Annotated in this window: 27 protein-coding genes and 4 pseudogenes; 11 read left to right on the top strand and 20 right to left on the bottom strand. The window is 43.6% G+C overall.

From position 1 onward, the window contains the following. Positions 1–112: 112 nt before the first annotated feature. Both BZG76_RS08840 and yciA read left to right on the top strand, forming a co-directional pair. A complete protein-coding gene (locus tag BZG76_RS08840; protein WP_021024596.1) occupies positions 113–1,456 on the top strand; it encodes a sodium-dependent transporter in 1,344 nt (447 codons plus the stop codon). Between the two features lie 114 nt (positions 1,457–1,570). Next, positions 1,571–1,969 (top strand): acyl-CoA thioester hydrolase YciA, encoded by a 399-nt coding sequence (gene yciA, locus BZG76_RS08835; protein ID WP_021024595.1) that lies wholly within the window; start codon positions 1,571–1,573, stop codon positions 1,967–1,969. Between the two features lie 53 nt (positions 1,970–2,022). On the opposite strand, the gene BZG76_RS08830 is transcribed toward yciA, so the two are convergent. Next, positions 2,023–2,310, bottom strand: coding sequence for a YkgJ family cysteine cluster protein (locus BZG76_RS08830; RefSeq protein WP_021024594.1), 288 nt, complete (start codon positions 2,308–2,310; stop codon positions 2,023–2,025). Between the two features lie 161 nt (positions 2,311–2,471). Here BZG76_RS08830 and BZG76_RS08825 point away from each other — a divergent pair, with 161 nt between their 5' ends. After that, entirely contained in the window at positions 2,472–3,236 is a 765-nt protein-coding gene (locus BZG76_RS08825) for a hypothetical protein (RefSeq protein ID WP_077461025.1), read from the top strand. Positions 3,237–3,315: 79 nt separating this feature from the next. On the opposite strand, the gene BZG76_RS08820 is transcribed toward BZG76_RS08825, so the two are convergent. From BZG76_RS08820 to BZG76_RS08800, 5 genes are all read right to left on the bottom strand, one after another. After that, positions 3,316–3,585 (bottom strand): Txe/YoeB family addiction module toxin, encoded by a 270-nt coding sequence (locus tag BZG76_RS08820; RefSeq protein WP_198532325.1) that lies wholly within the window; start codon positions 3,583–3,585, stop codon positions 3,316–3,318. Further along, the gene (locus BZG76_RS08815) at positions 3,572–3,832 is read right to left on the bottom strand and encodes a type II toxin-antitoxin system Phd/YefM family antitoxin (protein ID WP_021024591.1); all 261 of its coding nucleotides are present in this window, start codon (positions 3,830–3,832) and stop codon (positions 3,572–3,574) included. Before BZG76_RS08815 ends, BZG76_RS08820 begins: the two co-directional genes overlap by 14 nt. A 159-nt stretch (positions 3,833–3,991) precedes the next feature. Continuing rightward, complete coding sequence (locus BZG76_RS08810; protein WP_077461023.1) at positions 3,992–4,489, bottom strand: ASCH domain-containing protein; 498 nt, start codon at positions 4,487–4,489, stop codon at positions 3,992–3,994. Positions 4,490–4,564: 75 nt separating this feature from the next. Further along, positions 4,565–4,951 carry a hypothetical protein gene (locus BZG76_RS08805; RefSeq protein WP_077461021.1) on the bottom strand — a complete coding sequence of 129 codons (387 nt, stop codon included), beginning with the start codon at positions 4,949–4,951 and terminating at the stop codon, positions 4,565–4,567. 187 nt (positions 4,952–5,138) lie between these two features. Then, positions 5,139–5,621: a DUF1456 family protein gene (locus tag BZG76_RS08800; RefSeq protein WP_077461019.1), complete on the bottom strand. Its 483-nt coding sequence runs from the start codon at positions 5,619–5,621 to the stop codon at positions 5,139–5,141. A 648-nt stretch (positions 5,622–6,269) separates the two neighbouring features. Between BZG76_RS08800 and BZG76_RS08795 the strand changes: the two genes are divergently transcribed. The 4 genes and pseudogenes from BZG76_RS08795 to BZG76_RS08780 form a co-directional block, all read left to right on the top strand. Next, complete coding sequence (locus BZG76_RS08795; protein ID WP_077461017.1) at positions 6,270–6,512, top strand: type II toxin-antitoxin system ParD family antitoxin; 243 nt, start codon at positions 6,270–6,272, stop codon at positions 6,510–6,512. Continuing rightward, complete coding sequence (locus tag BZG76_RS08790; protein WP_077461015.1) at positions 6,509–6,808, top strand: type II toxin-antitoxin system RelE/ParE family toxin; 300 nt, start codon at positions 6,509–6,511, stop codon at positions 6,806–6,808. The genes BZG76_RS08795 and BZG76_RS08790 overlap by 4 nt, the downstream gene beginning before the upstream one ends. A 51-nt stretch (positions 6,809–6,859) precedes the next feature. Further along, a pseudogene (locus BZG76_RS08785) lies at positions 6,860–7,009 on the top strand (integrase); the annotation flags it as partial. 30 nt (positions 7,010–7,039) lie between these two features. Beyond that, a pseudogene (locus BZG76_RS08780) lies at positions 7,040–7,374 on the top strand (transposase); the annotation flags it as partial. A gap of 265 nt (positions 7,375–7,639) precedes the next feature. Here the strand turns inward: BZG76_RS08780 and BZG76_RS08775 are convergent. Continuing rightward, positions 7,640–8,323, bottom strand: a complete 684-nt coding sequence (locus BZG76_RS08775) for a hypothetical protein (RefSeq protein WP_241824070.1) — start codon at positions 8,321–8,323, stop codon at positions 7,640–7,642. A gap of 56 nt (positions 8,324–8,379) precedes the next feature. Further along, positions 8,380–10,170: an NACHT domain-containing protein gene (locus BZG76_RS08770; protein WP_077461013.1), complete on the bottom strand. Its 1,791-nt coding sequence runs from the start codon at positions 10,168–10,170 to the stop codon at positions 8,380–8,382. A 357-nt stretch (positions 10,171–10,527) separates the two neighbouring features. Here BZG76_RS08770 and BZG76_RS08760 point away from each other — a divergent pair. After that, positions 10,528–11,247 (top strand): annotated as a pseudogene (locus tag BZG76_RS08760) (IS110 family transposase); the annotation flags it as partial. 1 nt (position 11,248) lies between these two features. Further along, a pseudogene (locus BZG76_RS15435) lies at positions 11,249–11,656 on the top strand (transposase); the annotation flags it as partial. 34 nt (positions 11,657–11,690) lie between these two features. Here BZG76_RS15435 and BZG76_RS08755 read toward each other — a convergent pair. The 5 genes from BZG76_RS08755 to BZG76_RS08730 all read right to left on the bottom strand — a co-directional run bounded on the left by BZG76_RS08755 (position 11,691) and on the right by BZG76_RS08730 (position 15,073). Next, complete coding sequence (locus tag BZG76_RS08755; RefSeq protein WP_077461009.1) at positions 11,691–12,650, bottom strand: phosphotransferase; 960 nt, start codon at positions 12,648–12,650, stop codon at positions 11,691–11,693. A gap of 100 nt (positions 12,651–12,750) precedes the next feature. Further along, positions 12,751–13,152, bottom strand: a complete 402-nt coding sequence (locus BZG76_RS08750) for a GFA family protein (protein ID WP_077461008.1) — start codon at positions 13,150–13,152, stop codon at positions 12,751–12,753. A 515-nt stretch (positions 13,153–13,667) separates the two neighbouring features. Continuing rightward, on the bottom strand, positions 13,668–14,015 hold the full coding sequence (locus tag BZG76_RS08740) for a hypothetical protein (protein WP_077461004.1): 348 nt from the start codon (positions 14,013–14,015) through the stop codon (positions 13,668–13,670). A 114-nt stretch (positions 14,016–14,129) separates the two neighbouring features. Continuing rightward, positions 14,130–14,348 (bottom strand): DUF6500 family protein, encoded by a 219-nt coding sequence (locus BZG76_RS15545; RefSeq protein ID WP_069362640.1) that lies wholly within the window; start codon positions 14,346–14,348, stop codon positions 14,130–14,132. A gap of 119 nt (positions 14,349–14,467) precedes the next feature. Next, entirely contained in the window at positions 14,468–15,073 is a 606-nt protein-coding gene (locus BZG76_RS08730; protein ID WP_077461003.1) for a type VI secretion system-associated protein TagO, read from the bottom strand. Between the two features lie 155 nt (positions 15,074–15,228). Here BZG76_RS08730 and BZG76_RS08725 point away from each other — a divergent pair, with 155 nt between their 5' ends. Further along, positions 15,229–15,507, top strand: a complete 279-nt coding sequence (locus tag BZG76_RS08725) for a type II toxin-antitoxin system RelB/DinJ family antitoxin (protein ID WP_077461001.1) — start codon at positions 15,229–15,231, stop codon at positions 15,505–15,507. Further along, positions 15,500–15,772: a type II toxin-antitoxin system RelE/ParE family toxin gene (locus BZG76_RS08720; protein ID WP_077461000.1), complete on the top strand. Its 273-nt coding sequence runs from the start codon at positions 15,500–15,502 to the stop codon at positions 15,770–15,772. The genes BZG76_RS08725 and BZG76_RS08720 overlap by 8 nt, the downstream gene beginning before the upstream one ends. 98 nt (positions 15,773–15,870) lie before the next feature. Here BZG76_RS08720 and BZG76_RS08715 read toward each other — a convergent pair whose 3' ends face one another. From BZG76_RS08715 to BZG76_RS08685, 7 genes are all read right to left on the bottom strand, one after another. After that, the gene (locus tag BZG76_RS08715) at positions 15,871–16,641 is read right to left on the bottom strand and encodes a hypothetical protein (RefSeq protein WP_131825320.1); all 771 of its coding nucleotides are present in this window, start codon (positions 16,639–16,641) and stop codon (positions 15,871–15,873) included. An 83-nt stretch (positions 16,642–16,724) separates the two neighbouring features. After that, the gene (locus tag BZG76_RS08710; RefSeq protein ID WP_077460996.1) at positions 16,725–17,720 is read right to left on the bottom strand and encodes a DUF5677 domain-containing protein; all 996 of its coding nucleotides are present in this window, start codon (positions 17,718–17,720) and stop codon (positions 16,725–16,727) included. Between the two features lie 195 nt (positions 17,721–17,915). Beyond that, positions 17,916–18,539 carry a hypothetical protein gene (locus BZG76_RS08705; protein ID WP_077460994.1) on the bottom strand — a complete coding sequence of 208 codons (624 nt, stop codon included), beginning with the start codon at positions 18,537–18,539 and terminating at the stop codon, positions 17,916–17,918. A 102-nt stretch (positions 18,540–18,641) separates the two neighbouring features. Then, positions 18,642–19,493: a hypothetical protein gene (locus BZG76_RS08700; protein WP_131825319.1), complete on the bottom strand. Its 852-nt coding sequence runs from the start codon at positions 19,491–19,493 to the stop codon at positions 18,642–18,644. Between the two features lie 135 nt (positions 19,494–19,628). Then, positions 19,629–20,036, bottom strand: coding sequence for a hypothetical protein (locus BZG76_RS08695; RefSeq protein WP_077460992.1), 408 nt, complete (start codon positions 20,034–20,036; stop codon positions 19,629–19,631). An 81-nt stretch (positions 20,037–20,117) separates the two neighbouring features. Further along, complete coding sequence (locus BZG76_RS08690) at positions 20,118–20,741, bottom strand: peptidase E (RefSeq protein WP_077460990.1); 624 nt, start codon at positions 20,739–20,741, stop codon at positions 20,118–20,120. 145 nt (positions 20,742–20,886) lie between these two features. Continuing rightward, positions 20,887–21,462: a hypothetical protein gene (locus BZG76_RS08685; protein WP_077460989.1), complete on the bottom strand. Its 576-nt coding sequence runs from the start codon at positions 21,460–21,462 to the stop codon at positions 20,887–20,889. Positions 21,463–21,680: the final 218 nt, after the last annotated feature.

Genomic DNA, 21,680 nt, shown 5'->3' with positions numbered 1-21,680 from the left:
TCATCCAAGTTCGTAATAAAAAGTTTACACCTTTGACAGTTTCATCAACGACGACATCCTGAGGTGTCGTTAAAAAAAATCAATTAATTATCGCAAACGATAACGAGTAGGTATGGCAAACACACAACGCGCACAATTTTCATCCCGCATTGGGTTTATTTTGGCGGCAGCAGGCTCAGCCATTGGGCTAGGCAACATTTGGGGATTCCCTACCCAAACCGCCTCTAACGGCGGCGCCGTTTTTCTATTCATTTATCTGCTAATGGTTTTTATCCTAGCGTACCCTCTTTTAATAGCAGAACTCACTATTGGTCGTTACGGTAATGCCAACCCTGTTCGCTCTTTGTCGTCGGTTGCCGGCGGACACAAGTGGTTGGGCCGCCTGCTCGGCTTAGTCGGTATGCTGGGAGCGACGGGTATTCTGAGCTTCTATGCCATTGTCGCTGGCTGGCTGGTCGGGTTTATGGTCTCGCCTTTACTCACCGCATTGGGCTTTACCGAAACAGCAACCTGGTTAGAATCATTTAGCGATACCCGAAATCTGGTATTGATGCTGTGTTTTATGGTGCCGACCATCCTGGTTGTGCGCAATGGCATTGCTAACGGTATTGAACGTTGGTCATCCCGCCTTATGCCCGTCCTGTTTTTGTTGTTCGTGGTCATGGTGGTGTACATTTTGTTCCAACCGGGTGCGATCGACGGTTTAAAAATGTACCTGATCCCCGATATGTCACACCTGTCACCTAGCCTGGTTGTGAGTGCCATGGGGCAAGCCTTCTTCTCGTTATCGCTCGGTGTCTGCGTGATGATGGTCTACGGCTCTTACTTATCCAAATCTGCCAGCATTCCTAAAACGGCCGCGCAAGTTGCGCTACTCGATACGGGCATTGCCTTTACCGCGGGGCTACTGATCATGCCCGCCATGTTTGTGGCACAGCACAATGGGGTGGCGATATACAGTGAAGCGGGCGAATTGCTGAGCAGCGACACCCTGGTATTTAGCGTATTACCGGCCATGTTTGACACCATGGGCTCGGCTGGCTTATTCATCGGTTTTGCCTTCTTCCTGCTCATGGTGATTGCGGCACTCACCTCGGCGATTTCCATGCTTGAAGTGCCTGTCGCCTGTGCGACCGAAGAGCTGAAACAATCACGAGAAAAAGCGGTCTGGTGGATAGGAGGCCTGATCACCGCCGCCTCGGCCATCATCGTCTACAACTTTGGCGAGCTGTTTGGCTTGGTCGTCACCGTGACCACCGAATACGCACAGCCAATTCTCGGTCTACTGTTTGCGCTTGTCGCCGGTTGGCTATGGCACCGCAACGAAATATTAAAAGAGTTGGTGCAAGGCAGTCCTGAACTGGGCGACACCTGGTTCTGGAAAATTTGGCCCGGCTATGTGCGTGTTATTTGCCCCATTTTAATGCTGTTGGTCTTCGGCTGGGATTGGGTTTAACGCTTATCGGACCAATAAAAACTTGCCCGAATGCTGTGTTAGCGGTCACAATTCTTATCTTGTACTGTAAAAAAGGGGCGCATTGCCCCTTTTCAATAAGATGTGAAGAGAGCCATGTCTGACAATAAAAACAACTGCCCACGCGGCCAACTGCTGCTTCGTACATTAGCGATGCCTGCGGACACTAACGCCAATGGTGATATTTTTGGTGGCTGGATTATGTCTCAGCTCGATCTGGCCGGCGCCATTTTGGCGAAAGAAATCTCAGGCGGTCGCGTTGTGACTGTCTCAGTCAATGACATTACCTTTAAATCACCGGTGAGCGTCGGCGATGTGGTCTGCTGCTACGGTACCTGCCAACGTATCGGCAATACGTCGATAACCATTGAACTCGAGGTATGGGTTAAGCCCGTCAGCCATGATGAAATTGGTGATCGTAATAAGGTCAGTCATGCAACATTTAACTATGTTGCCATTGATGAGAACGGCCGCCCTCGCGCGATCAAAAAATAAAAAAAGAGGGCCTGTTTGTTCAACAGGCCCTCTTTTTTCACGGTGAATCGTGGTTACATGTTTTTACGCTCATCGATGCATTCATCTGAGCCCATTTCAAACTCTCGACAAATCCAAGGCCGATTTTCATAAATCGTGCACATAAACGTGTCTCGATCAACCGCCGAGCACCAACCATCGTCAAGCCGTTTCATTACCTCTCCGCCCCAAGCATCGATTTCAATATGCTCTCTCGGTACACCGGTATCGGTAATCAGCATCACCTCTAAGCGACAGCAACACGCTTTACACGTCGCGCAGGTAACATCGGAGGTTGGCACGTTTGTTACTTCAATAGTCATAAACAGCTACATGTGACTGGATTACTGGCATCCTACGCTAAATTGACCGTGTTGACGAACCAAGGCTCTAAGATAGAAGGGAGTTTATGTGTTTGACTCACTGAATTGCTACACTTGGGATCACAACGCATTCGATTCCCATATCTACACTAGGAGCTTCTATGCCAGCTCGCCCCGACTTTCTCGACAACCTCTCTCCCCATCACGGCAAAGTAGTCCCTGGCGTACTGAGCCAAGAGACACAAACGGCTCTCGCTGCCAAACTCGACGCCATGCCCAATGGACAAACGTGGTATGCCGACATCTACAAAAAAGCGATCTATGGACCCATGGTATTCCGCGACCCAGATCTCAACATCGCCGACACCATTGAGGCGCTGCTGCCAGACTATCGTATTTTGGCTGACTTATATTTGGAGAAAACGCCTGAGGATCAAGGCTTTCCTTTTCATACCGATTTTGACTCGATTGGCTTTATGGAGCGGCCAGAGGATATGCTCACGGTATGGATCCCGCTGACGCCTGTGAAAGAAGTCGGCTCAGGGCAGTTATCTATTGTGATGGAAGAAGGCGCAGTGCGTCTGTCGCTGATTCGCGAAGCCAACCAATTACACTCACTGGTGCGCATTGCCGACCCGTCGGTTCCCGAGCACCCACCGTTTCAAATCACCCAGCAAGAGTATGATTATATGGAGAAAGGCAAAGTGACCCCTGCGTTAGATGCAGGTGATGCGCTGCTGTTTTGTAATGCTTTTTTCCATAAATCAGAGGACGTGCACCACGGCAAACGCGCGGCCTACATCATGCGCTTGGTACCTAAAGACGCTAAATTTAGCAAAACACGCCTGCTGGCACTAAGAAAGCTCGGTCAGAACCTGGCGGTGGTCGACGAATTACTGAAAACACACTATCCGGAGGCGTTATAAGGAGTAGTTTTTATTGAGGATGGTGAACATGACGCCTCGTACCTTCATTGTGCCATTGTGCACCGCAGGCGCTAGGTGACTAATAGTGATACCGGCAAGATAGGATCGTAATAGACGTATCATCCACGGCGTAAACCAGCCGATTGGTATCATCAATACGCCGCGACCAAAAGCCTGTCAGATTTTCTTTTAGTGCTTCGGGCTTACCTATTCCCTCGAATGGCGTTCGTTTTACATCGAGGATAAGCTTGTTGATTCGCTTGAGTGTTTTTCTATCCTGACTGTGCCAGTAAACGTAGTCACGCCACGCATCATCCGTCCAGCAAAGTAAGCGACTACTCATCGTCATCGACTAACGCGTGCTCCATCGCTTTCCCCATCTTGTACTGAGTAATGGAGCGATTTAGGTGCTCAGCATTGGCGGGCGAGCGCAACAGATGGACGGTTTCCATAAGGCTGTTGTAGTAATCAAGCGACATCACCACCGCATCCTCTGCATCACGTCGGGTAATGACAGCGGTATCAGCGTCATCAACCACTCCATCTAATACCGTTTTGAGGCCATTTCTCGCTTCAGTAAACGAAATAATTTTCATCGGATCACTCCTATTCGTACACCATAGAAGTATAGAGCAACAAACCAGACATGTACAACTTAAAGAACATGTTTAGTGGTTATTCGCTTAACACAACCGCCCCGCAGTGACAGCGGGCCAAGTGTTCGGGTTGGATGGATGTTTGACCGACTTGTTTTATCATGCGCTTACCTGCTCAGTATCATGGTTATCAAGCGGATAGACTTTCTCAAAGCGCTCTAACACCAAAGGGGATTGGGTTGTAAACGGCACGCCGAGTGTTCGCCCTTCCTGCTCAAAAAACGTAAGATGTGCCTGCCGCCACCACGCATAGCTCTTGTCGCCTTCACCTTCCGCAGCGGCAAATTCAGCAGTCACTTGATCAAACGGGCACTCGCTCACTTCAGTCACTTTAATAATACAAACCGGCTGCTGCGCCCAGTTAAGCACCACAGTTAAACGGCCCACTTGTGGGTAGGGCTCGTTTTCTATCTCATAGCAGGCTTTTAAGCTGCACGATGCGCGTTTAATGCCTTGGTCAATCAAACGAGCGCATTCATTGGCGTTGTATTCATCCGCGCAAAAGTACTCGGCAATGGTTTCAGGCACGGCCTGACGTTCTTCGTCACTTAAAGTGGCAAGGTAGGCGTTTAAGTATTCCTGTTGTTCTGTATTCATTAGCATCCTTGATCTTTCTACCTAATTCGCGGTTTGGCACGTTGCGCGAGTTATCAACAAAGTAGTTTTAGCCGTTTAATTCGCACGTTTGTTTCTTTTACATTGCCAGCTATCGTAGTCATCGCCGATTTGCATACGTGATGCTGACAATGCCTCAACGTCGTACTGAAATCGTCGTGTGCCATTCCATGCCGGTGTAATGTATACGGTTTCAATATCGGAGATATAATCTTGACTGAAGCTGTCTTTGCTCTGAAACTCAAACGGATTGTAAACCAACTTAATTGTCTCGTTGATTAACTCCCATTCACCTGTCGCATCATATAAAAAGTGCGCATTCTTTTCGCCAAGAAAATATTCAACACGTCCTTGTAGTGAGAACGCGTTGTTATCTTTTAATGTCCATTGCTCTTTGTAGACTTTATCACCTTGCATGGTAAACGAGCATGTCCACTGCCCCATTAGGTTCTGCTTTTTAATGGGGAGCTCTGCAGCCACAGTACTAAAACATGGCAGCATTACTGTGAATGTTAAAAATAGAACACAATTACTTTTCACACAAACATTCCTTTTATACGTGTTTCTGGTAAATAGTCATCCTCATGCTGCTAGGCACGCAGATGAGGAAGCTATTTGACAGTGTTATCGCTTATTCCACATCGAATTGGTCACTACTTGGACGTAACTGACGCTGGAGGCCTGATAAGAAGTTTCGCAGCACTTGGTCTTTGCACTCTTTATAGTGCTTATTATCCGGTTTACGGAAAAAGGCACTGAGCTCATGCTTACTTAAGCGAAAATCGGCAAGCTGCAGAATATCTAAAATATCTTCTGCTTTTAAGTTCAAAGCAATGCGTAATTTTTGAAAAACGATATTATTACTTAGCCTTTGCTCTGGCTTAGGCTGCTCACCGTCTCGTTTACCACGTTTAAGATTGATAAAGCCATTCAGAAATATCGCTAGTTCTGTATCGCTAAGTTTAACAAAATATTCATCGTCTTCTTTTTTCAGCCAGCGACTGACTTGATCATTGGTCACTGTATAATCGGCTAAAGCGAAGATCTCAGTTGTTACATTATCTTTTAAATCAAATGTATAGCGTACACGGCGTAAAATGTCATTATTGGTCAAAATAGTTCCTAGTCTTAGGTAAATCCAGTGCTATCAACGTGAAAACTGGAAGACATGGATCATATCAGGTTTACTCTCTATTCCCTATCAATTGTGTTCATTTAAGGCAAAGTCATCACTTCAGGCTTGACTGAGCCTCATCGTCCTTCTTCGATAGCAGGCGATCCAAACTGCGTAATAAATCGCATTAAAAGAATGAACCTGCACCGTTGGTAATATGACGGTGATCGTAAGTTCAATGCTCAGAGACGGCGTAATGTGAGATAAAAACCTCGCCAAAAACGAGTGATTGACGACGTACTAAAAAAACATAGATCAACAGCCTAATTAGCAGGCGTCGAAATGGTAATAGTAAGGTTGCTTTTGCTGGGTAAGTTCTCGTTCTAACTTCTCACCACAATATGGACAGCACTGAATCTCCCGATGTCAGGATAGTTGTTCAGATCTGGCCCATTGAGGCGACCTCTGAGCAGCATTCGACACGATGTTATCCCTTCATGCGGGGAGCGGCTCATGGTCTGCGTGGGCGTGACAGCCTATCTGCCCACTTCTTGGCTGCGCGACACCTATTCTCGTTTGTTGTGCGCCACTTGCGATTACCTCAAATTAATACCATAATTAGGTATTATTTGGTATTAGGAGATTGCAATGGCTAAAAATACTAGCATCACTCTCGGCGAACACTTTGATAGCTTCATCAGTAACCAAATCCAAAGTGGACGCTATGGCTCAGCAAGTGAAGTAATTCGTTCCGGTCTACGTTTACTCGAAACACAAGAAACGAAAATAAACACTTTACGACAACTACTCGTTGAAGGTGAAGAAAGTGGTATGGCTGATTATGACCTCGATTCGTTTATCAGTGAACTAGATAGCGAAGAGGGAAAATGAAACCATTTCAACTAACCAACAAGGCAAAGTCTGATTTAAAAGACATTGCCTTGTTTACCTCCCGCAGGTGGGGCCGCGAGCAACGTAATATTTACCTCAAACAATTCGATGAATCATTTTGGCTACTCGCTGAAAATCTTGATATTGGTAAAACTTGTGATGAAATCAGAGATGGCTACCGAAAATTTCCACAAGGAAGCCATGTTATTTTTTATCAACAAATTGGTAGCCAAAACATCCAGATCATCAGAATCTTGCATAAGAGTATAGATGTGAACCCAATCTTTGGCGTATAACGCCTATGTTTCTTCCTACTCTGCCAATCAGCAGTAGACAGGAGAAACACCATGCCCCCTCTACAACAACGCCACTTCGATGCCCTTTATCAACAGCACCTCGACAACTTAACGCTTCAAAGCAAACGCCCCGCTACCATTGATGCTTATTCCCGTGCCGTTCGACGTATCGCCGCATTCTTCGATTCTCCCCCTGGCACAAGGGCAATAAACAGTATCTTTATCCGCACACCCGACAAAGATATCATCGACATCAGTGACCATCAGTGACCTTCCGGTACACCGACAGCCAGACAAATCAATCGGCGACCCGCTCGTTGCCTACCAATCAGTTTCTGATGTTAATACTTCAGCATGTCTTACCCAAAGGGCTACAACGCGTGCGTGACTATGGTTTATTGCATGGCAGCGCCAAACACAAGCGATACCATATTCAACGTATGTTGCTTCACATGGCACACCAGACCTTGCCCGTTGAGGCGGCCCCTGAGCAGCATACGACACGATGTTGTCCTACATGCGGGGAGCGGCTCATGGTCTGCGTGGGCGTGACACGACCGAGGTAGCCGAAAGGCGAACAGAATAAGGAGAATGGCGTTCACTTAAACACAGGAGAGCAAACCAACAAAAACCACATCGTTAACGTAACGTATTGATGTGATGTCTTATCTGCTCACTTCTTGGCTGCGCTCGCGCTGAAAAAAGTGCCAGACGCAGCACCCACCTATGCGCATTCGAGCTATTTACTTAAAAAGCAACGGGCTTGTTCAACACCCAAATAAAGTGTCGGCTGCGCGACACTTATTCTTATTTGTTATGTGTTTTATGCACTTAGTCAAAACTTCTATATGTCAGTCTTTTCATATTAACCTTTAGCTTATCTTTTGAGCTAGCTAGATTTACAAAACCGAAAGAATCAATTTCTTTTTCTAACTCCCTGAACTGGCTGTTTTTCGTTAATATAGCGTATTGTTCGAAATTAATACCAAAATACGACTTATTACCAACGAGTAGTATTGGCGTTTGAGGCTTAATTTCTTCCCAGTCCTCATACTTAATTCCACATAAAATTTCGTCGCGCAGGATAGAGTTTTTAAATGCCTCCAATTTTCCCCGACATCCTTTATAAATGAAATAACTATCATTCGTACGAGTAACGTTAGTCACAACAACTACTTTCTCACCTGAAAGCAAATGAGATACTACGGCAACATTTCCTACTGGCCCGACTCTAAACATAGCCGCCATAGCGATAGTGACAGAAAACAAGATTAAAAAGCTTTTCACCCTCCCTAGCGGGCTTGGATTGCTGCTAGCTTTCCACAATAGACATAATAAAACGAGAATTGCGCAAATCCATGAAGCGTGCGACAACATACTACTAGATGTCTCAAAATAATTTATATATCCAATATACGTCACTGTCACAAGGATATATGAGATAAACACCACCCCAAATATTATAACTCCAAGATGCAACCACTGCCCCCTTTCACTAAAAACTAAAAAACACATAACGCCCGCGTAATAGGCGCGAACTTGCGAGCGTCCTAATTGACGCGTTTGTTAGGCTAAAATTGTAAAATGTCATCTGCAGCTACTTCCGATACTAAAAGTTCTTTTTCGGCCTCATCCAACTCTGCTTTAAAGGGACTGAACTCAAACTTCTCTGATAAATAGCTGCATGATTCCTTTGTAAGTTTTTCCCCTTTTAAAAAGGAATCTATAGAGAATATGAAGTTGCCGTTTTCATGTAGATAATTTTCGTAATCATCAGTCTCACAAAAGCTGAGAAAGTTCGCGATATTCGCCCTCTTTCTCTTTAGGTATTTCGAAATCATACTTCTTGTAAATCGAGAATACTCTTCGTAAACAACAGAATACGAAGTGTCGCCCCAGTATACCTCGACAAGTTTGCCATCTTCACTGACCTCGGCTTTTGTGTCGACTCCTATCATACGCAGCAGAGATTTATAGTCGATTTTTACCTTTCTATTTGAATCAAGGTTTAAGGCATTGCGCTTGAAGGGAAGAAGAAAGTATTTTTTATAGTCGTTTTCGTCTATTGTACTAAGGAAGGCCAACGAGTTTTGCCACTTTCGATACTCGTCAAAATCATTAATGACAAGTTTGTAAAACGCTACCTTTCTTTGGTCGCTTAATCTAGATAGAAAAACAGCTGAAAAATATTCTTGTATACTTTTATGTGAAAAAGAATAGTAATCGAAACCATCCCTAATAATTAGCGCTGTTATACTGGAGATGTCATCGATCAGCAAATCTTCTAGATTTTCGTTTATTCGTTCCAGTTTCGCAGCGTTATCAAGAAAGAGGCGAAATTTTGAAGAAGGAAATCTTGTGCTATTGCTCTTTAGCGAAATAAAGCTCAATGCCTCAAATATTCTCTGCATTTGATAGTCTGTTAGACCCGCCTTCCTTTCTCGCTCGTAACCTATTTTTAGCCTGTCATGCCTATAAAGCATTGTGGGAAATATCAGGCTGTAAAATTCAGCCAAGCTGTCCGGCTTAAACTGCCTCGCGTTGTAAGTTATCGTAAACAACGTCAACAGAAGAGGAGTGTTCGTTACCTCAGTGAGAAAGTTGTTAGATGCCAATATAGTGTTAATGGCCTCCGCCTGACTGCCATTTTTATATAAGTGGTTAACAAAATCTCTTTGATATTCTTTTGAAAGTCTTTTTATGGTGTACTTTTCAAAATATACAGATGCTCCCATGCCGGAATCCGGCCTCGAAGAAATGACAATTCGGAGATCTGGATAAGTTCTTGCAATTGTTTCTAGCTCGCGTGCTACCCTAAGTCTTTCTGAGTTTGGTATTTCATCGAACCCGTCAAGAATAAAAACGATTTTTTTCGATTTTGCAAGAAAGTCAAATAGATCATCACTTAAATCAACCCCAAAATCTCTTACTGAATGAAAGAGATCCTTCTTAAGTGATTTTTGATAGGTTAGATTTCGAAATTCAATAAATATAGGTATGTGGTTGCTTCCCGCACCTTCGTTTAGGCAGAGCCATCTTAAATATAGTGATTTACCCTGTCCGGGCCCACCCTCTATTAAAATCTGTTTTGAAGGGAAAAAGCTGACATTTTTTACTCTACCTGATTCTTCAAATGTAATCGCATCCTCGAAAAATATGTTATCTAAATCCACTATAGAGTCTGGATCGAGTATTGTTTTTACTCTTCCCACTCTCCCAATGTTTTCTTTTAGAGCGGTAAGTTTATGAATGGAGAACGCTTCATTTATCTTTTCTTTTACTTTGTCTGAAGCCGATTTAACAAGATCATCTACTAAACCATCGATTCCTCCAGTAGCTTTCTTTATCATTTCTTCAAGCATGAATATTCCTTGTTACTATGGAGTTTAATGAGCCTAACGCCCTGTTAAGGTGTGAGCAACGCAATACCGATGCTGCTGCATATCACCTTAAACACTAAATCCAACGCATAGTGAAAATGCCACGCGTTGCGAATCACTCTTAAACAGTTTGTATGGATAATCTCACTCGTATTTGGGTAAAGTGAGACCCAGGCTTTAGCTGCAACTAAAGCTTTCTAATGTGCAGTTCGATTGAACGCTGGCTCCTCTGTCGAGAGACCGATAACAAACATGAACGCACCTTAGAACTCCAAGCAACAAACTCGAATACTCGACTGGGTCTCGAACCCGTATTACGCAAACAAGAGTTAGCTTATTATGAATACTGCATCCAATCAAAACATCTACATCGGCGTCGATACCGGCAAAGCGCAACTCGACATCTACGTCAGACCAACTGCGCACTTCTTCTCTGTGCCAAACACTGATAAAGGCATTAAAGATGCATTGAAAATCATCAAGCCATATCAGCCTGAGCGCATCATCATTGAAGCCACTGGCCGATTAGAAATGCCCTTTGTGCTCGCGTGTATTGAAGCCAATTTACCCATCGTACGCGCCAACCCTGTGCACATTAAACGCTTCGCCGGCGCCATTGGCCGCAGAGCGAAAAATGACCGCTTAGATGCTGAGTTAATCGCACATTATGGCGACGCCATTAAGCTTGAAATCACCATTATCAAGGCGGAAAATATACGTCTAATGAGTGATTTAGTCATCAGGAGAAACCAGCTCCTATCTATGCAAACGATGGAAAAGAACCGCTTGCAGATACTGCCCAAAACCTTGCATTCAACCATCAAACCCATGCTCACTGCGATGAAAAATCAAATCACCAACATTGAGCAAAAACTCGTGAAGTTGATTGAAGCATGCCCTGAATATCAGACTAAAAATACGCTCTTACAAAGCGTGCCTGGCATTGGCAGCATTGCGGCAGCATCTATCATCAGTAACGTCCCTGAGCTGGGCTATATAACTAACAAACAAGCGGCATCTCTCATTGGTGTTGCACCCGTGACAAAAGAAAGTGGGCGATAAAGCATGCCCTGAATATCAGACTAAAAATACGCTCTTACAAAGCGTGCCTGGCATTGGCAGCATTGCGGCAGCATCTATCATCAGTAACGTCCCTGAGCTGGGCTATATAACTAACAAACAAGCGGCATCTCTCATTGGTGTTGCACCCGTGACAAAAGAAAGTGGGCGATATAAAGGCAAACGGGTGATCCAAGATGGACGTGCTCAAGTTCGTACCGTGTTGTATATGGCGATGATGTCTGCGATGCAATGTAATCCTGTTTTTAAAGCCACGTATACCCGATTAGTCGCCGCTGGAAAGCCGAAAAAAGTCGCCATTATTGCCTGTGTGCGCAAGATGGTAGTGATCTTAAATTCGATGCTTAGAGACGGCGTGATGTGGGATAAAAATCTCGCTAAAATTTAGTGATTGACGACATACTCGTTTGTTATGTACCGCCTCAAAACACGGCACTTTCAATTTGGAACCATTGCTCCATAAAAGGGACAAAGTCCCTTTTGGGTATGAACTTCTGTGCTGCTGTATTGTTTTTTAAAAATACTTCCTCCAAAGCCCACACATGGTGGTCAGCGTAAACAGCCCACGCCTTTGCTCCATCGTTAAGCTCTAATCGTGATAAAGGCTTGACAGACAGATAGCCTTTTAACAAAGCTAATGACCTATGAAGCTCCAAATCGAACATATACATGCATGCTCTCGCCAACTCATAAGCAGGAGGCATGTTTTGCACTAAATCCCAATCGATCACATCGCTTACTGTGCAATTAGAATCAAAAAAGACATTGAAATGATGATAGTCGCCGTGGATTAATTGCCTGCTTGTTAACGGGGTATATGAGTGCGTAGCTTCCGAGCTAACTAGATAATCACGCTGTTGCTTTACTCTTCGTAGCACCGAGCTATTCGTATCAAACTCACTATTGGCTTCAATAGTGGCGACTATTTTTTGTAGTCTATCGACCCAAGCACTTTTATCCCAAGAGAGCTCAATTGTTGGAAAGTCGTTTCCAACCACAGAAGCGAGTTGAACATGCAGGTCAGCAAGGGCTTTTCCCAACTGAAAAGCATGAGACGCAGACAGCGCACTTTTTTCGATTAACGTTCCTTTTGCTTCAGGAAATAGAGCATAAAACTCATCACCTATTTTACAAAAGGAGTGGTGATCGCGCGTTAAAACAGGGGCAATTATAGTATTCAAATTTTGCGATAACTTTCTCAGCAGCTCATGTTCTAACTTGATCTTAGCAACATTGCGAACACTGTATTTTCTAAGATAATAAGTCTCTGAGGATTGGATACGAAAAACATGGTTCGTCGCACCAGCTGATTGACGTTTTATACTAGCGCCATCACCAATCTGACTCCAGTTTTCACCAACCTCACGAACAAAATCACTCATAATTCCAGTTACCTCTTAGGTACATAACGCTTGGCTTTGCGGCGTGCCGGAGCGCAGCGTAGGTTCGTCCGCCAACAGCCACTGGTTATGTGATGGTAGCTCACTCTGGCAGCCCCTCAAACTTTGGCACGTCCCCTAACCCCTCGTCCCAAACAGCTTTGCTGGATGAAAAGATATGCGCGGTTGGCGCCATAGAGATTTCAGTATCCAAGCATCCTGCCGGAACGACGAGCAATCCTGGGATCTGAGTACTTGGCAATGCTGAGCCACACAACTTACAAAAGCTTTTTTTATGACGAGTGCCTGGAAGCGTAAAGGACGTCACAGCATCTGCACCCGACCGCCAGGCCAATTTAGCTGACTGTGAGAATAGATTTGCCGCATGAGCCGACCCTGTATCTTTTTGGCAATGCTGACAATGGCACAGGTAAAAGCTATCGAAATCACCTGTTAACTCAAAGCTCACGGTACCACACAGACAAGAACCGAAATGATCAGTCATCAGAACTCCTTCTATGGCCTGTGGATGAAATACACATAACGCCGCCAGCACGCGCGGCATTGTAATGTAGGCGCAGCCGCAAAGAAAAATCCGTCGCCGTGACTGGCCTTGTTAAGCGCTACTGCTACAAAGCGCGCTACGTAAATTATGGTGCGGGGAGAAGGAATCGAACCTCCTCTCGTTTCTCCTGGATCGGGAAGGCAATTCACAATTACTGATCTCTCGCTCGGATTGAAAGTGTCCCACCAGGCCCACAGAAACGCCACCCCACACCAAACGCATGTAGTAAATACGATCAGATTTTCCATGACTACCTCCATTATGGCTTTCGCTTTCATTTCAATATTCACTTCCAATCCGAACGAGATCACTGCTCTCGCTTCAATACCTACCGTTACCTCCAAGTCGTCTAATTTTGTACGCTTAACGCCCGCCAACATGCGCGGCTACGAAATGGAGGCGAAGCCGCAATGTAGTGGGCGTCGCCGTGATTGGCCTGGTTATGTGGTGTTGGCTTAGAGCGGTACTTTACCCTCTGAATAGGCCCACCAGACAAGACCTATAGGGGCGAACAAAACCTGTAGCTTGAAAAGCACGAACAAGCTCTCTATAAGCCAAGCCCTAAACTTGCCAGCATTTGGATAAAGATAAATCCTCTTTAAGTACTCAATTTGAGTACGCGTACCGTGCGTGAGCTGTGTAGCGAGACAGAGATAGCTAATGGCTGCAATAATTCCTCCTATCATGCTGCCTTCCCGCCATAAAACCATAGCGGCTGCAGTGATTAACGTATTGCCCACCAACGAAAACCATTTCTCAGGGAAACCGCTATCGCTCAGGTCTTTGAAAAACGGTCTTGGCATCAAATTCCTCTTTTCCCTCACACATAACGCCCGAGCACAGCGGCACGAACGTAGTGAGCGTCCGGCGCCGAAGGCGCGTACTGATGCGACTTGTTATGTGATTTGCAAACACGGCTAAACACCAGAATTCACCATGTCTCTTATTTTCGTCGCCTTTTCAAAATGATCTAATTTATGGATTTCGATCCACCACCGCGCTGCCTCCATAAGCACCTCCGGCTGGTCATTCTTATTTTTGAAGAAAGCGTAAAACGACAGGCCAACCCCCGGTCCTTTCTGAGCGATTTTGTGATCGCATACTTCTACAATTTTATCTCTAAGCTCTTGCCGCAAAGTAGTTTTCCTATGCTAGATTGATCACATAACGCTTGCAGCATGCGCGCCCACGAAATGGAGCCGAAAGCGTAATGTAGTGGGCGTCGCCTTGCCTGCACTGGTTAAATTTCTTCCAGTCACCAGTTGCAGGTTTCGCGTAGCGGCTTGATTGCGTTTTCGAGTCCCGACGTGTCAAAGATGGCGGTAACTGGGCTCTCATTGTAGGGCGTGATTTGCGCAACCAGTTTATCTGCCTCCATCATGTTTTTGATGAAGCTAATTGTGCCTCTAGGATGGAACGTCGCCTGGCTGTTGGTTGATAGGCTCCAATCTTTCGTGACCGCATCCTGGGAGCCAACACGAGTGAGCACTTCTGCATTTCTACCGAGGTAATCGTTCCAACTTATGTAGAGCTCTGTTGTATTGCTCTTACATCGGGCGATCAGAGTAACGGGCTTTCCCCATTTAGACTTACCACTATCTGCTCTAAGCGCCAGAACCACTGTCTTGGAGTCATCAACGGGGTTAGTCTTTACCGATACCTGCCAATTTCCCTTGCCTGATATTTTCGTCGGCTCATCCTGTGGACCTGCCAATCCCTCCCGTTTCGCCAAATTGTCATAACAAGACAGACGGTCTAGATCACCGGATTTAACTGCACATTTAGCGATTTCCTTCTCAATACTGGCCTGCGCGGCGACGCTGAAGAAAAGAAATGCCAACAAAACCGACCAATATTTCATATTTGCTCCTTGAGAATTTAACGCCGCCAACAGGTGCCCATTTGTAGTGAAGCCGCAGGCACAACGAAAAATGGGTCGCCCTGCTTGGCATTGTTACATGCTTTTGCTATACTTTGTATCACATTGTATTACAGATTCACACATTTGGTGATGTTATGAAAAACGAAATGCTGAGCACCCGAATTGACCACGACACCAAGTTAGCGTTTACTCACGTTTGCGAGAACATGGGACTTAGCCCCTCTCAAGCAATAAAGCTTTTTGCCAAAGCGGTCGTTAATTACGGCGGCATACCCTTTGAGCTTAAAGTCAAGCAACCCAATGCAGCAACAGTCTCAGCCATCTCCGAGCTCGAGTCCGGCAAGGCAAATACCGCCAGCAATATTGAAGAGCTATTCGAAGAATTCAATATCGGTAAGACCGACAATGCTTAAACTCGAGTACTCAAGACAATTTAAAAAGGACTTCAAGAAAATAGCAAAACTTTCGATTCCCGATGTAGTTGAAGTCGGTCATGTCATTAAACAATTACAGCGCGGGGAAACACTACCGGAAAAATACGTTGATCATTCTTTGTCTGGAAACTGGCAGAATTATCGAGATTGCCACGTAAAACCGGATTTAGTTTTGATTTACAAAGTCGATGACACCTCTCTCAAACTGGCTCGAATTGGCACCCATTCCGAACTATTTCGATAACATGTAACGCTAAGAACAGTTGCAAAATACATTATGCTATGTTTTTGTAACCAAAATTCGTGACATGTATTTTGTCAATTGCTTTGCATTGTTATAAATCAACTCGCCTTCTTGTTTTTGATATGAGAATCAATAAAACCATTGGCTGCTCCAATGAAATTAACAACATCTTTGGTATGCATTAATTGTTCTATTGTTTCCGGTGCAAAATATGACTCATGACAAATTAAGTTACGTTGTTCAAAAATCCTTTTTAAGTTAGCAAGCATATACCCAAACTTTTCATTGTGTGATGTGTTAAAAAGATCAACTTGATTATCGAACCATTCTCTCCAAACACTAACATTTTTGAGAAAATCATCACCCATGATTGTTGTCATCGTCTTATTTATGTCGTCGATATTATTGAGTTTAACTAAATGCGATATAAACTCTCCAATCGTCAGCTTATTTACTTCTAGGTCGATAGCAGTCTTCAAGTCTGGTTTAACTTGTAGTTGAGAAGCTCTGTTTTTATAAAATTCATGGGAATCTACAATCCTAGCCACTTGTACTCTGAAATAGCTTTCTATACAAGCAACCAAGGCGACAGGTATATATTTAGCACCTTCAAACATAACTGAATAAGCTTCTAGAATACCTTGGTTTTCAATGATATCATTTACACTCTCGTCATCTTTGAGCACCAAGTAGATAACCTCCAAGTCACTTAGATTATCTAAACGAGAATAAATTTTTTCGAGGCTGTTCCCATAGTCACCAGCAACACTTTTTTTCCGAAGAATCTCACTAACTCTATCTCTTTTTTCCACTGTATGTCCTTTTGATTTATAACGCCCAATTAAGGGGTGAGCAACGCTACCACCCACACCTAAAGCATTGTGCCATAAACACTAAATTTGAAGTAGAAGCAAAGATACCAAGCGTTGTGAATCCCTCTTAAATTGCTTTGTTATATTGGTTTTTCGATGTTTAAAAATGCCTCTCCAACCTCTTTTACATAATTGTCTATCACTTTCATGAACAAAGCAGAGTCCTTGTAATCCAGCCCGCTATTTTCGTCTTCAATATAGGTAGTCAAAAAGACAGAAGTAATTTGAGCAAGACTAATTGCTGTAAAGTGTGCAGGTTCTGTAAGCCCTGAATTAGATTGACCACAAAGCAACATGTCTTGTTTCGCTTCTCGCATCGCGTATAGGGAAGCCATTTCGTAATAGTCAGAATGAACGTTACGGCTAGCTAGCTTATAATTATGAGACCATTTATCGAGCTCTACAAATTCACGTAATTTACCAATTTGCTTAAAACCAGTGTGTTTTCTAGCCCAATGCCACCCAGAATCACCATTAGTTATTGCTTGTTTAAGCTCAGCGTAAAGCTCTGCCTCTTCGTCTGAAAAGGTTTCTTGCCCCATTGCATCCGCCGTTTTTCGGTGTTCTTCAATTCCTTCCGCAGTTTGAACCATTCCATGTTTTATATAATCTATGGCTGCTTCACGTCCACATTTCTTAATCACTAGACACGTAACAACCATTTCATACAAAGTACGCCAACGAGCCAGAGCAGCATCAGGATATCCACCTTCTAAAAGGTGGATTATTTCCCCAGCAATACGACATGCGTGAGCATGTTGACGCATAAAAACGCCAATCAATTCATCAGTTTCATATTTAGGGATTTTTATGAATTGCTGTTGAAAGTTCATACCAGCCTGTAAGCAAGTTTCTCTTAATGCATGCAGCTTCGTGAAGCCTAAAGCCCACCTTTCCCGATTTCTATTTATAAAAGCGTCATGTTCAGACATAACACGTTTAACGTTAGTTTCTTCTTGCTCATTGGTATCTTCAATTAATACGGACGCAGCCAAATCAATGACTGACTCGTAATCAGGATCATTACCATTTTCTCGGAGTTTTTCTTCCACAAGCTCTAACAGTTCTTCGAACAATTTTGACTCCTAACTTTGATGCCAATATAATGCCGTTTTAACCGGCAAAAATTGTTGACTAAAATGTTAAGCGAAGCGTAAAAGCCAACAATTTTTGTCCGCGTTGACAACCTTGTTAGGCATGTTCTGAAATAACCAGATTAGCTGGGTCATTAACTGGTACATTCTGACTTAAAGCTGCTTTTCCCATCCATTTTAAAAACTCATATACATCGTCAAAGGTTTTTTTACATCTAAGTCTGTTAATGTCTTAGCTTTGCTTTCATGAACGAATTCATTTCGATGGTGAACTACTTTTATAAGACATTTTTTTAGACTTTCTGGTACGGTAGACTTTGTGATTTTTTCGAGGTTTTTAATGTTAGAAGAAAACTGCCCTTTCAAAAGAGTCGAAGCGGCCATGTTAGCTAAATTCAATATCAGTGCTTCTTTTGTTTCTTCGTTTAATATTAACTTCAAGGAAACCGACCCAGCCTCATTCTCGCCAATATATTTATACATTCTGACTGGGTGTTTAACAAACACACTCACAGCAAGCTCTTTCATCATTCCCTCTAGGAGTGCCACGGCAATTACATTCATGTTGTTAGACGTTGTCTCTAACGCTCCTCTGACAGATGAAGAGAGTGAGTCAACAATCGAATCTTTATACGAACTTGGCAAGTTTGAAATTTTTTCAGTTCCTCTTGAGCCCATTATTTCTCTATTGCCAATATATTCCATCAAGTGCTTTTCATTCGAAGAGTATTCATATAGAACTTCAAAGTTTCCCGATTCAAAAAGTATTTTACCAAGCCACTTCCCTACATCGAATTCCATTGGTATCTCCTGAATGCCTAACGCCGCCAACACGCGCAGCTTTGAAGTGTAGGCGAAGCCGCAACGTAAAAGCTGTCGCTGTGCTTGGCCTGGTTAGATTTCTTACGGCACATCAAAGATCTGCTGCCAATCACACGGACTACCATTCGTGAACTTCCCTTCCTCATCGGCGTCCCACGCGCCAATGAAGTCCTCAGTTTGGCCTTCGGTCATCGTTTCCGCCAAGTTGAAGGGTCGTAGCATTTTCCGCTTTAGATAACCAAGTCGATAGGCATCTTCGGAATCGTGAAAGGCGAAACCTTTAATTTCAAATCCCGATAGCTGGGAAATGTACTCTGATTTGACCACAAACGATGATGGGTCGGCATTCTTGGTAATTGATTGTTCAAGTAGCTCGGAATTGAACTGCGCCAACTCTGAAAGCATAATCAGCAGCTCATAAAGATCATACTCGACGTCAAGAATCGAATCTCCACTGGCTGGCGCACGATATGAGATCACCTCTCGCTGGGCTTTTAATTGCTGTGTAAGTGCTTTTAGGCGCTTAGCCGTCTCTTGATCAAACTTTCCAAGCCAATCAAAAGCCAAATTGATAGCCCGTGAATGAGAGATAGAAATAAGTTCACCATCAGACCATTCAGCAGTGGGCAATGTGTATACAACCGCTCGCAACAACGATAACGCTGCATAGTATTCGTAGTAAGGATTAGCAATCCTAAGGCCTGTTTCCTCACTGTGTTCGAGCGCATTGGTTAGAACGGTAGCGTTCAGAATCATCTTTGTCGCAAGATATGTACGACAAACCCATGTAGAGTTTGCCTCGACATCCCACGCCTTCGTCAAACCCGAGTATTGTGTCAGGACTTGGCTTACCACCTTGGAAAGTTTCTTCTCAGGGCAGATATCAAAGAGCCGACGGTATGAATACCGCCATTCACGGTTTGCGTAATCCACTTCGTCTCCCAAGAAATCTAACGCCGCAAGCAACTGCAGATGTAATGGAGTTTGTTTCTATGCGATGCTTTTCCCGCATAAAAACAAACGGAGTGTAAGCTGTCAGGTTGACTTGCCTTGTTAAAAGTTTCCACGCTAGTACACCTTGCTAAGTTTGCCGCCTTCAAAGATGAACGTGACATTGTTTACGATAATTTTGTTGCCATCTTCGACAATGAATGCATTTGGATAGGACTGCCGCACCAAATGCAGAATATCTTTTTGGGAATAATCCTTGCCACCTTTTACAACAAGATCACCCAGAAAGCTATGGGCATCATTTAGATCATCTAGGCTTACTTGCTGATATGTATATGTAATGCCAGCATCGCCACCTTTTACAACAAGATCACCCAGAAAGCTATGGGCATCATTTAGATCATCTAGGCTTACTTGCTGATATGTATATGTAATGCCAGCATCAATTGCGGAATACAGCCAAAACAGATTACTACCGACCAGAAGTGTAAGAGTGACGAAAAATGATGCTTTCCAATTATTCATGCGATACTCGATGACTTTTAACGCTTTACTCACCGGAAAATGACGAGCGTCAGCGAGTTATTTTTCCAATGCAGTAACTTGTTAAGTTTTTTCACCCCAGACTTCAAATTTATTGTCATGTATGACAATCGCTTGTGTGTTGCTAATGGGGCAAAGATCTATTTCGTCCTTATAACTAGAAATGATTTTCTCGACTGACTCTTTGAATGGGAAGTTTGTATGGTGAGGAACCGGATAAAAATCAATCATTCCTAATGATGAAAACGTGCCAATGTTCGGCGCGGCAGTGAAATCATCCATTTCTTTTACATACTCAATATTGCGTGAAAGCACAATGGAACCAGCAGACTCACCAATATACATTTTCCCTGAATTTACTTGTTCAAATATAACTGTGTCCGCGCCTGTTCTTTGCAGCTCTTGAAGGAGAAAGAAGGTATTACCGCCAGTAACATAGATATAGTCATTATTTTTGAGCGTACTATCTATTTTTTCTTTGGTTGCCGTTGAAACTTCAAGTTCGTCAACAATTAGCCCGCGTTCTTCAAGAGCTTTTTTGCCAGCATCCACATAAAATGTAACATCTTCGACAAGACTCGCCGTAGGTATGAATGTAACAGTTTTTCCTGCACATTTTTCATCGGCGAACTCCACGAATAAATCTGCCACATCCACGAAAGATGAAGTTAAAAACATCTTTTTCATTACATCTCCTTTCTTCCCGACCACTTTTCTAGAAACTTAACGCCCAAATAACAGGCTAATAAAGCTTGGCTATAATTTTGAGCGAAGCGAACCAAGCCAAGCTTTATTAGTCCGCGTTGATTTGCTTGTTAAGCGTATTCTCAAGTTATTCACTGTAATAGAAAAGCTCGAACTCCCCAGCTAGAAAAGAGATATCCATACCTAACTTTCCGCCTAATAATTCCATTAGGCTCATTATAGATGATTGATATCTTTCCATATTTTTACGACAAAAGTCTCGTTGATATTTTGGAGCAAAAGAAAAACCAATGTATGTAATGGGATCTTTGTAATGTACTAGGTAGTCTCTCAACTTAAACAACTCTACAAGATCATCACGCCATTTTAAAGAGCCATAATTTATCTCGTTTGTTTTACAGAGATACTTAATTTTATCTACTGTGCCTCTGAATTGCTTTTCATCTAACCCTGAAGTGCTAGGAATATTTTGCCAGGCTAGATTAACAAATGCTTCAGTTGCAATAGCCCAACCTAAAACAGACTCGATACATAAAGATATTGTTTTCTCATCATCGAACGCTGGACTCATTAGCGTAATGTCTTTTGCAGTCTCAGGATCAGAGTGCCTGACTGAAACCAAATTTTTGGCAGCTTCTAACCAACTCTTATTTGCATTTTTGAGTAGAAGCTGTTCTACATTTAATCTGTACCCGTAACTCAAAATGACTCCTATACGCTTAACGCCGCGCTTTGCGGTTGCGTTGTAGCGCTAGCGGAAATGCAATCCGGCAACAGCACCTTGTTATAAGTAATTTACTTCGTACTTTACTACTTGAACAAAGTCGTTTGCAAAAGCAATCGCCTCTGAGTTTTCCAGTTTTATTTGATCGTTTAGTTGACCAAAAAGCGGGATGCCGCCGCCCAACAAAATAGGTGCTC

The sequence above is a fragment of the Salinivibrio sp. AR647 genome (assembly GCF_001995415.1).
In the GTDB taxonomy this organism is placed as follows: Bacteria; Pseudomonadota; Gammaproteobacteria; order Enterobacterales; family Vibrionaceae; genus Salinivibrio; species Salinivibrio costicola.
This window is presented reverse-complemented; position numbering and strand designations above follow the sequence as displayed.

Excerpts from the sequence above, each read along its gene's own strand:
- BZG76_RS08690 (WP_077460990.1), bottom strand. The coding sequence starts at position 20,741 with ATGAAAAAGATGTTTTTAACTTCATCTTTCGTGGATGTGGCAGATTTA.
- BZG76_RS08805 (WP_077461021.1), bottom strand. The coding sequence starts at position 4,951 with ATGGGGCAGTGGACATGCTCGTTTACCATGCAAGGTGATAAAGTCTAC.
- BZG76_RS08820 (WP_198532325.1), bottom strand. The coding sequence starts at position 3,585 with ATGACGATGAGTAGTCGCTTACTTTGCTGGACGGATGATGCGTGGCGT.
- BZG76_RS08825 (WP_077461025.1), top strand. The coding sequence starts at position 2,472 with ATGCCAGCTCGCCCCGACTTTCTCGACAACCTCTCTCCCCATCACGGC.
- BZG76_RS08830 (WP_021024594.1), bottom strand. The coding sequence starts at position 2,310 with ATGACTATTGAAGTAACAAACGTGCCAACCTCCGATGTTACCTGCGCG.
- BZG76_RS08815 (WP_021024591.1), bottom strand. The coding sequence starts at position 3,832 with ATGAAAATTATTTCGTTTACTGAAGCGAGAAATGGCCTCAAAACGGTA.
- BZG76_RS08720 (WP_077461000.1), top strand. The coding sequence starts at position 15,500 with ATGCTTAAACTCGAGTACTCAAGACAATTTAAAAAGGACTTCAAGAAA.
- BZG76_RS08810 (WP_077461023.1), bottom strand. The coding sequence starts at position 4,489 with ATGAATACAGAACAACAGGAATACTTAAACGCCTACCTTGCCACTTTA.
- BZG76_RS08750 (WP_077461008.1), bottom strand. The coding sequence starts at position 13,152 with ATGACTGATCATTTCGGTTCTTGTCTGTGTGGTACCGTGAGCTTTGAG.
- BZG76_RS08770 (WP_077461013.1), bottom strand. The coding sequence starts at position 10,170 with ATGCTTGAAGAAATGATAAAGAAAGCTACTGGAGGAATCGATGGTTTA.
- BZG76_RS08695 (WP_077460992.1), bottom strand. The coding sequence starts at position 20,036 with ATGAATAATTGGAAAGCATCATTTTTCGTCACTCTTACACTTCTGGTC.
- BZG76_RS08795 (WP_077461017.1), top strand. The coding sequence starts at position 6,270 with ATGGCTAAAAATACTAGCATCACTCTCGGCGAACACTTTGATAGCTTC.
- BZG76_RS08755 (WP_077461009.1), bottom strand. The coding sequence starts at position 12,650 with ATGAGTGATTTTGTTCGTGAGGTTGGTGAAAACTGGAGTCAGATTGGT.
- BZG76_RS08705 (WP_077460994.1), bottom strand. The coding sequence starts at position 18,539 with ATGGAATTCGATGTAGGGAAGTGGCTTGGTAAAATACTTTTTGAATCG.
- BZG76_RS08740 (WP_077461004.1), bottom strand. The coding sequence starts at position 14,015 with ATGCCAAGACCGTTTTTCAAAGACCTGAGCGATAGCGGTTTCCCTGAG.
- BZG76_RS08730 (WP_077461003.1), bottom strand. The coding sequence starts at position 15,073 with ATGAAATATTGGTCGGTTTTGTTGGCATTTCTTTTCTTCAGCGTCGCC.
- yciA (WP_021024595.1), top strand. The coding sequence starts at position 1,571 with ATGTCTGACAATAAAAACAACTGCCCACGCGGCCAACTGCTGCTTCGT.
- BZG76_RS08775 (WP_241824070.1), bottom strand. The coding sequence starts at position 8,323 with ATGTGTTTTTTAGTTTTTAGTGAAAGGGGGCAGTGGTTGCATCTTGGA.
- BZG76_RS08790 (WP_077461015.1), top strand. The coding sequence starts at position 6,509 with ATGAAACCATTTCAACTAACCAACAAGGCAAAGTCTGATTTAAAAGAC.
- BZG76_RS08725 (WP_077461001.1), top strand. The coding sequence starts at position 15,229 with ATGAAAAACGAAATGCTGAGCACCCGAATTGACCACGACACCAAGTTA.
- BZG76_RS08840 (WP_021024596.1), top strand. The coding sequence starts at position 113 with ATGGCAAACACACAACGCGCACAATTTTCATCCCGCATTGGGTTTATT.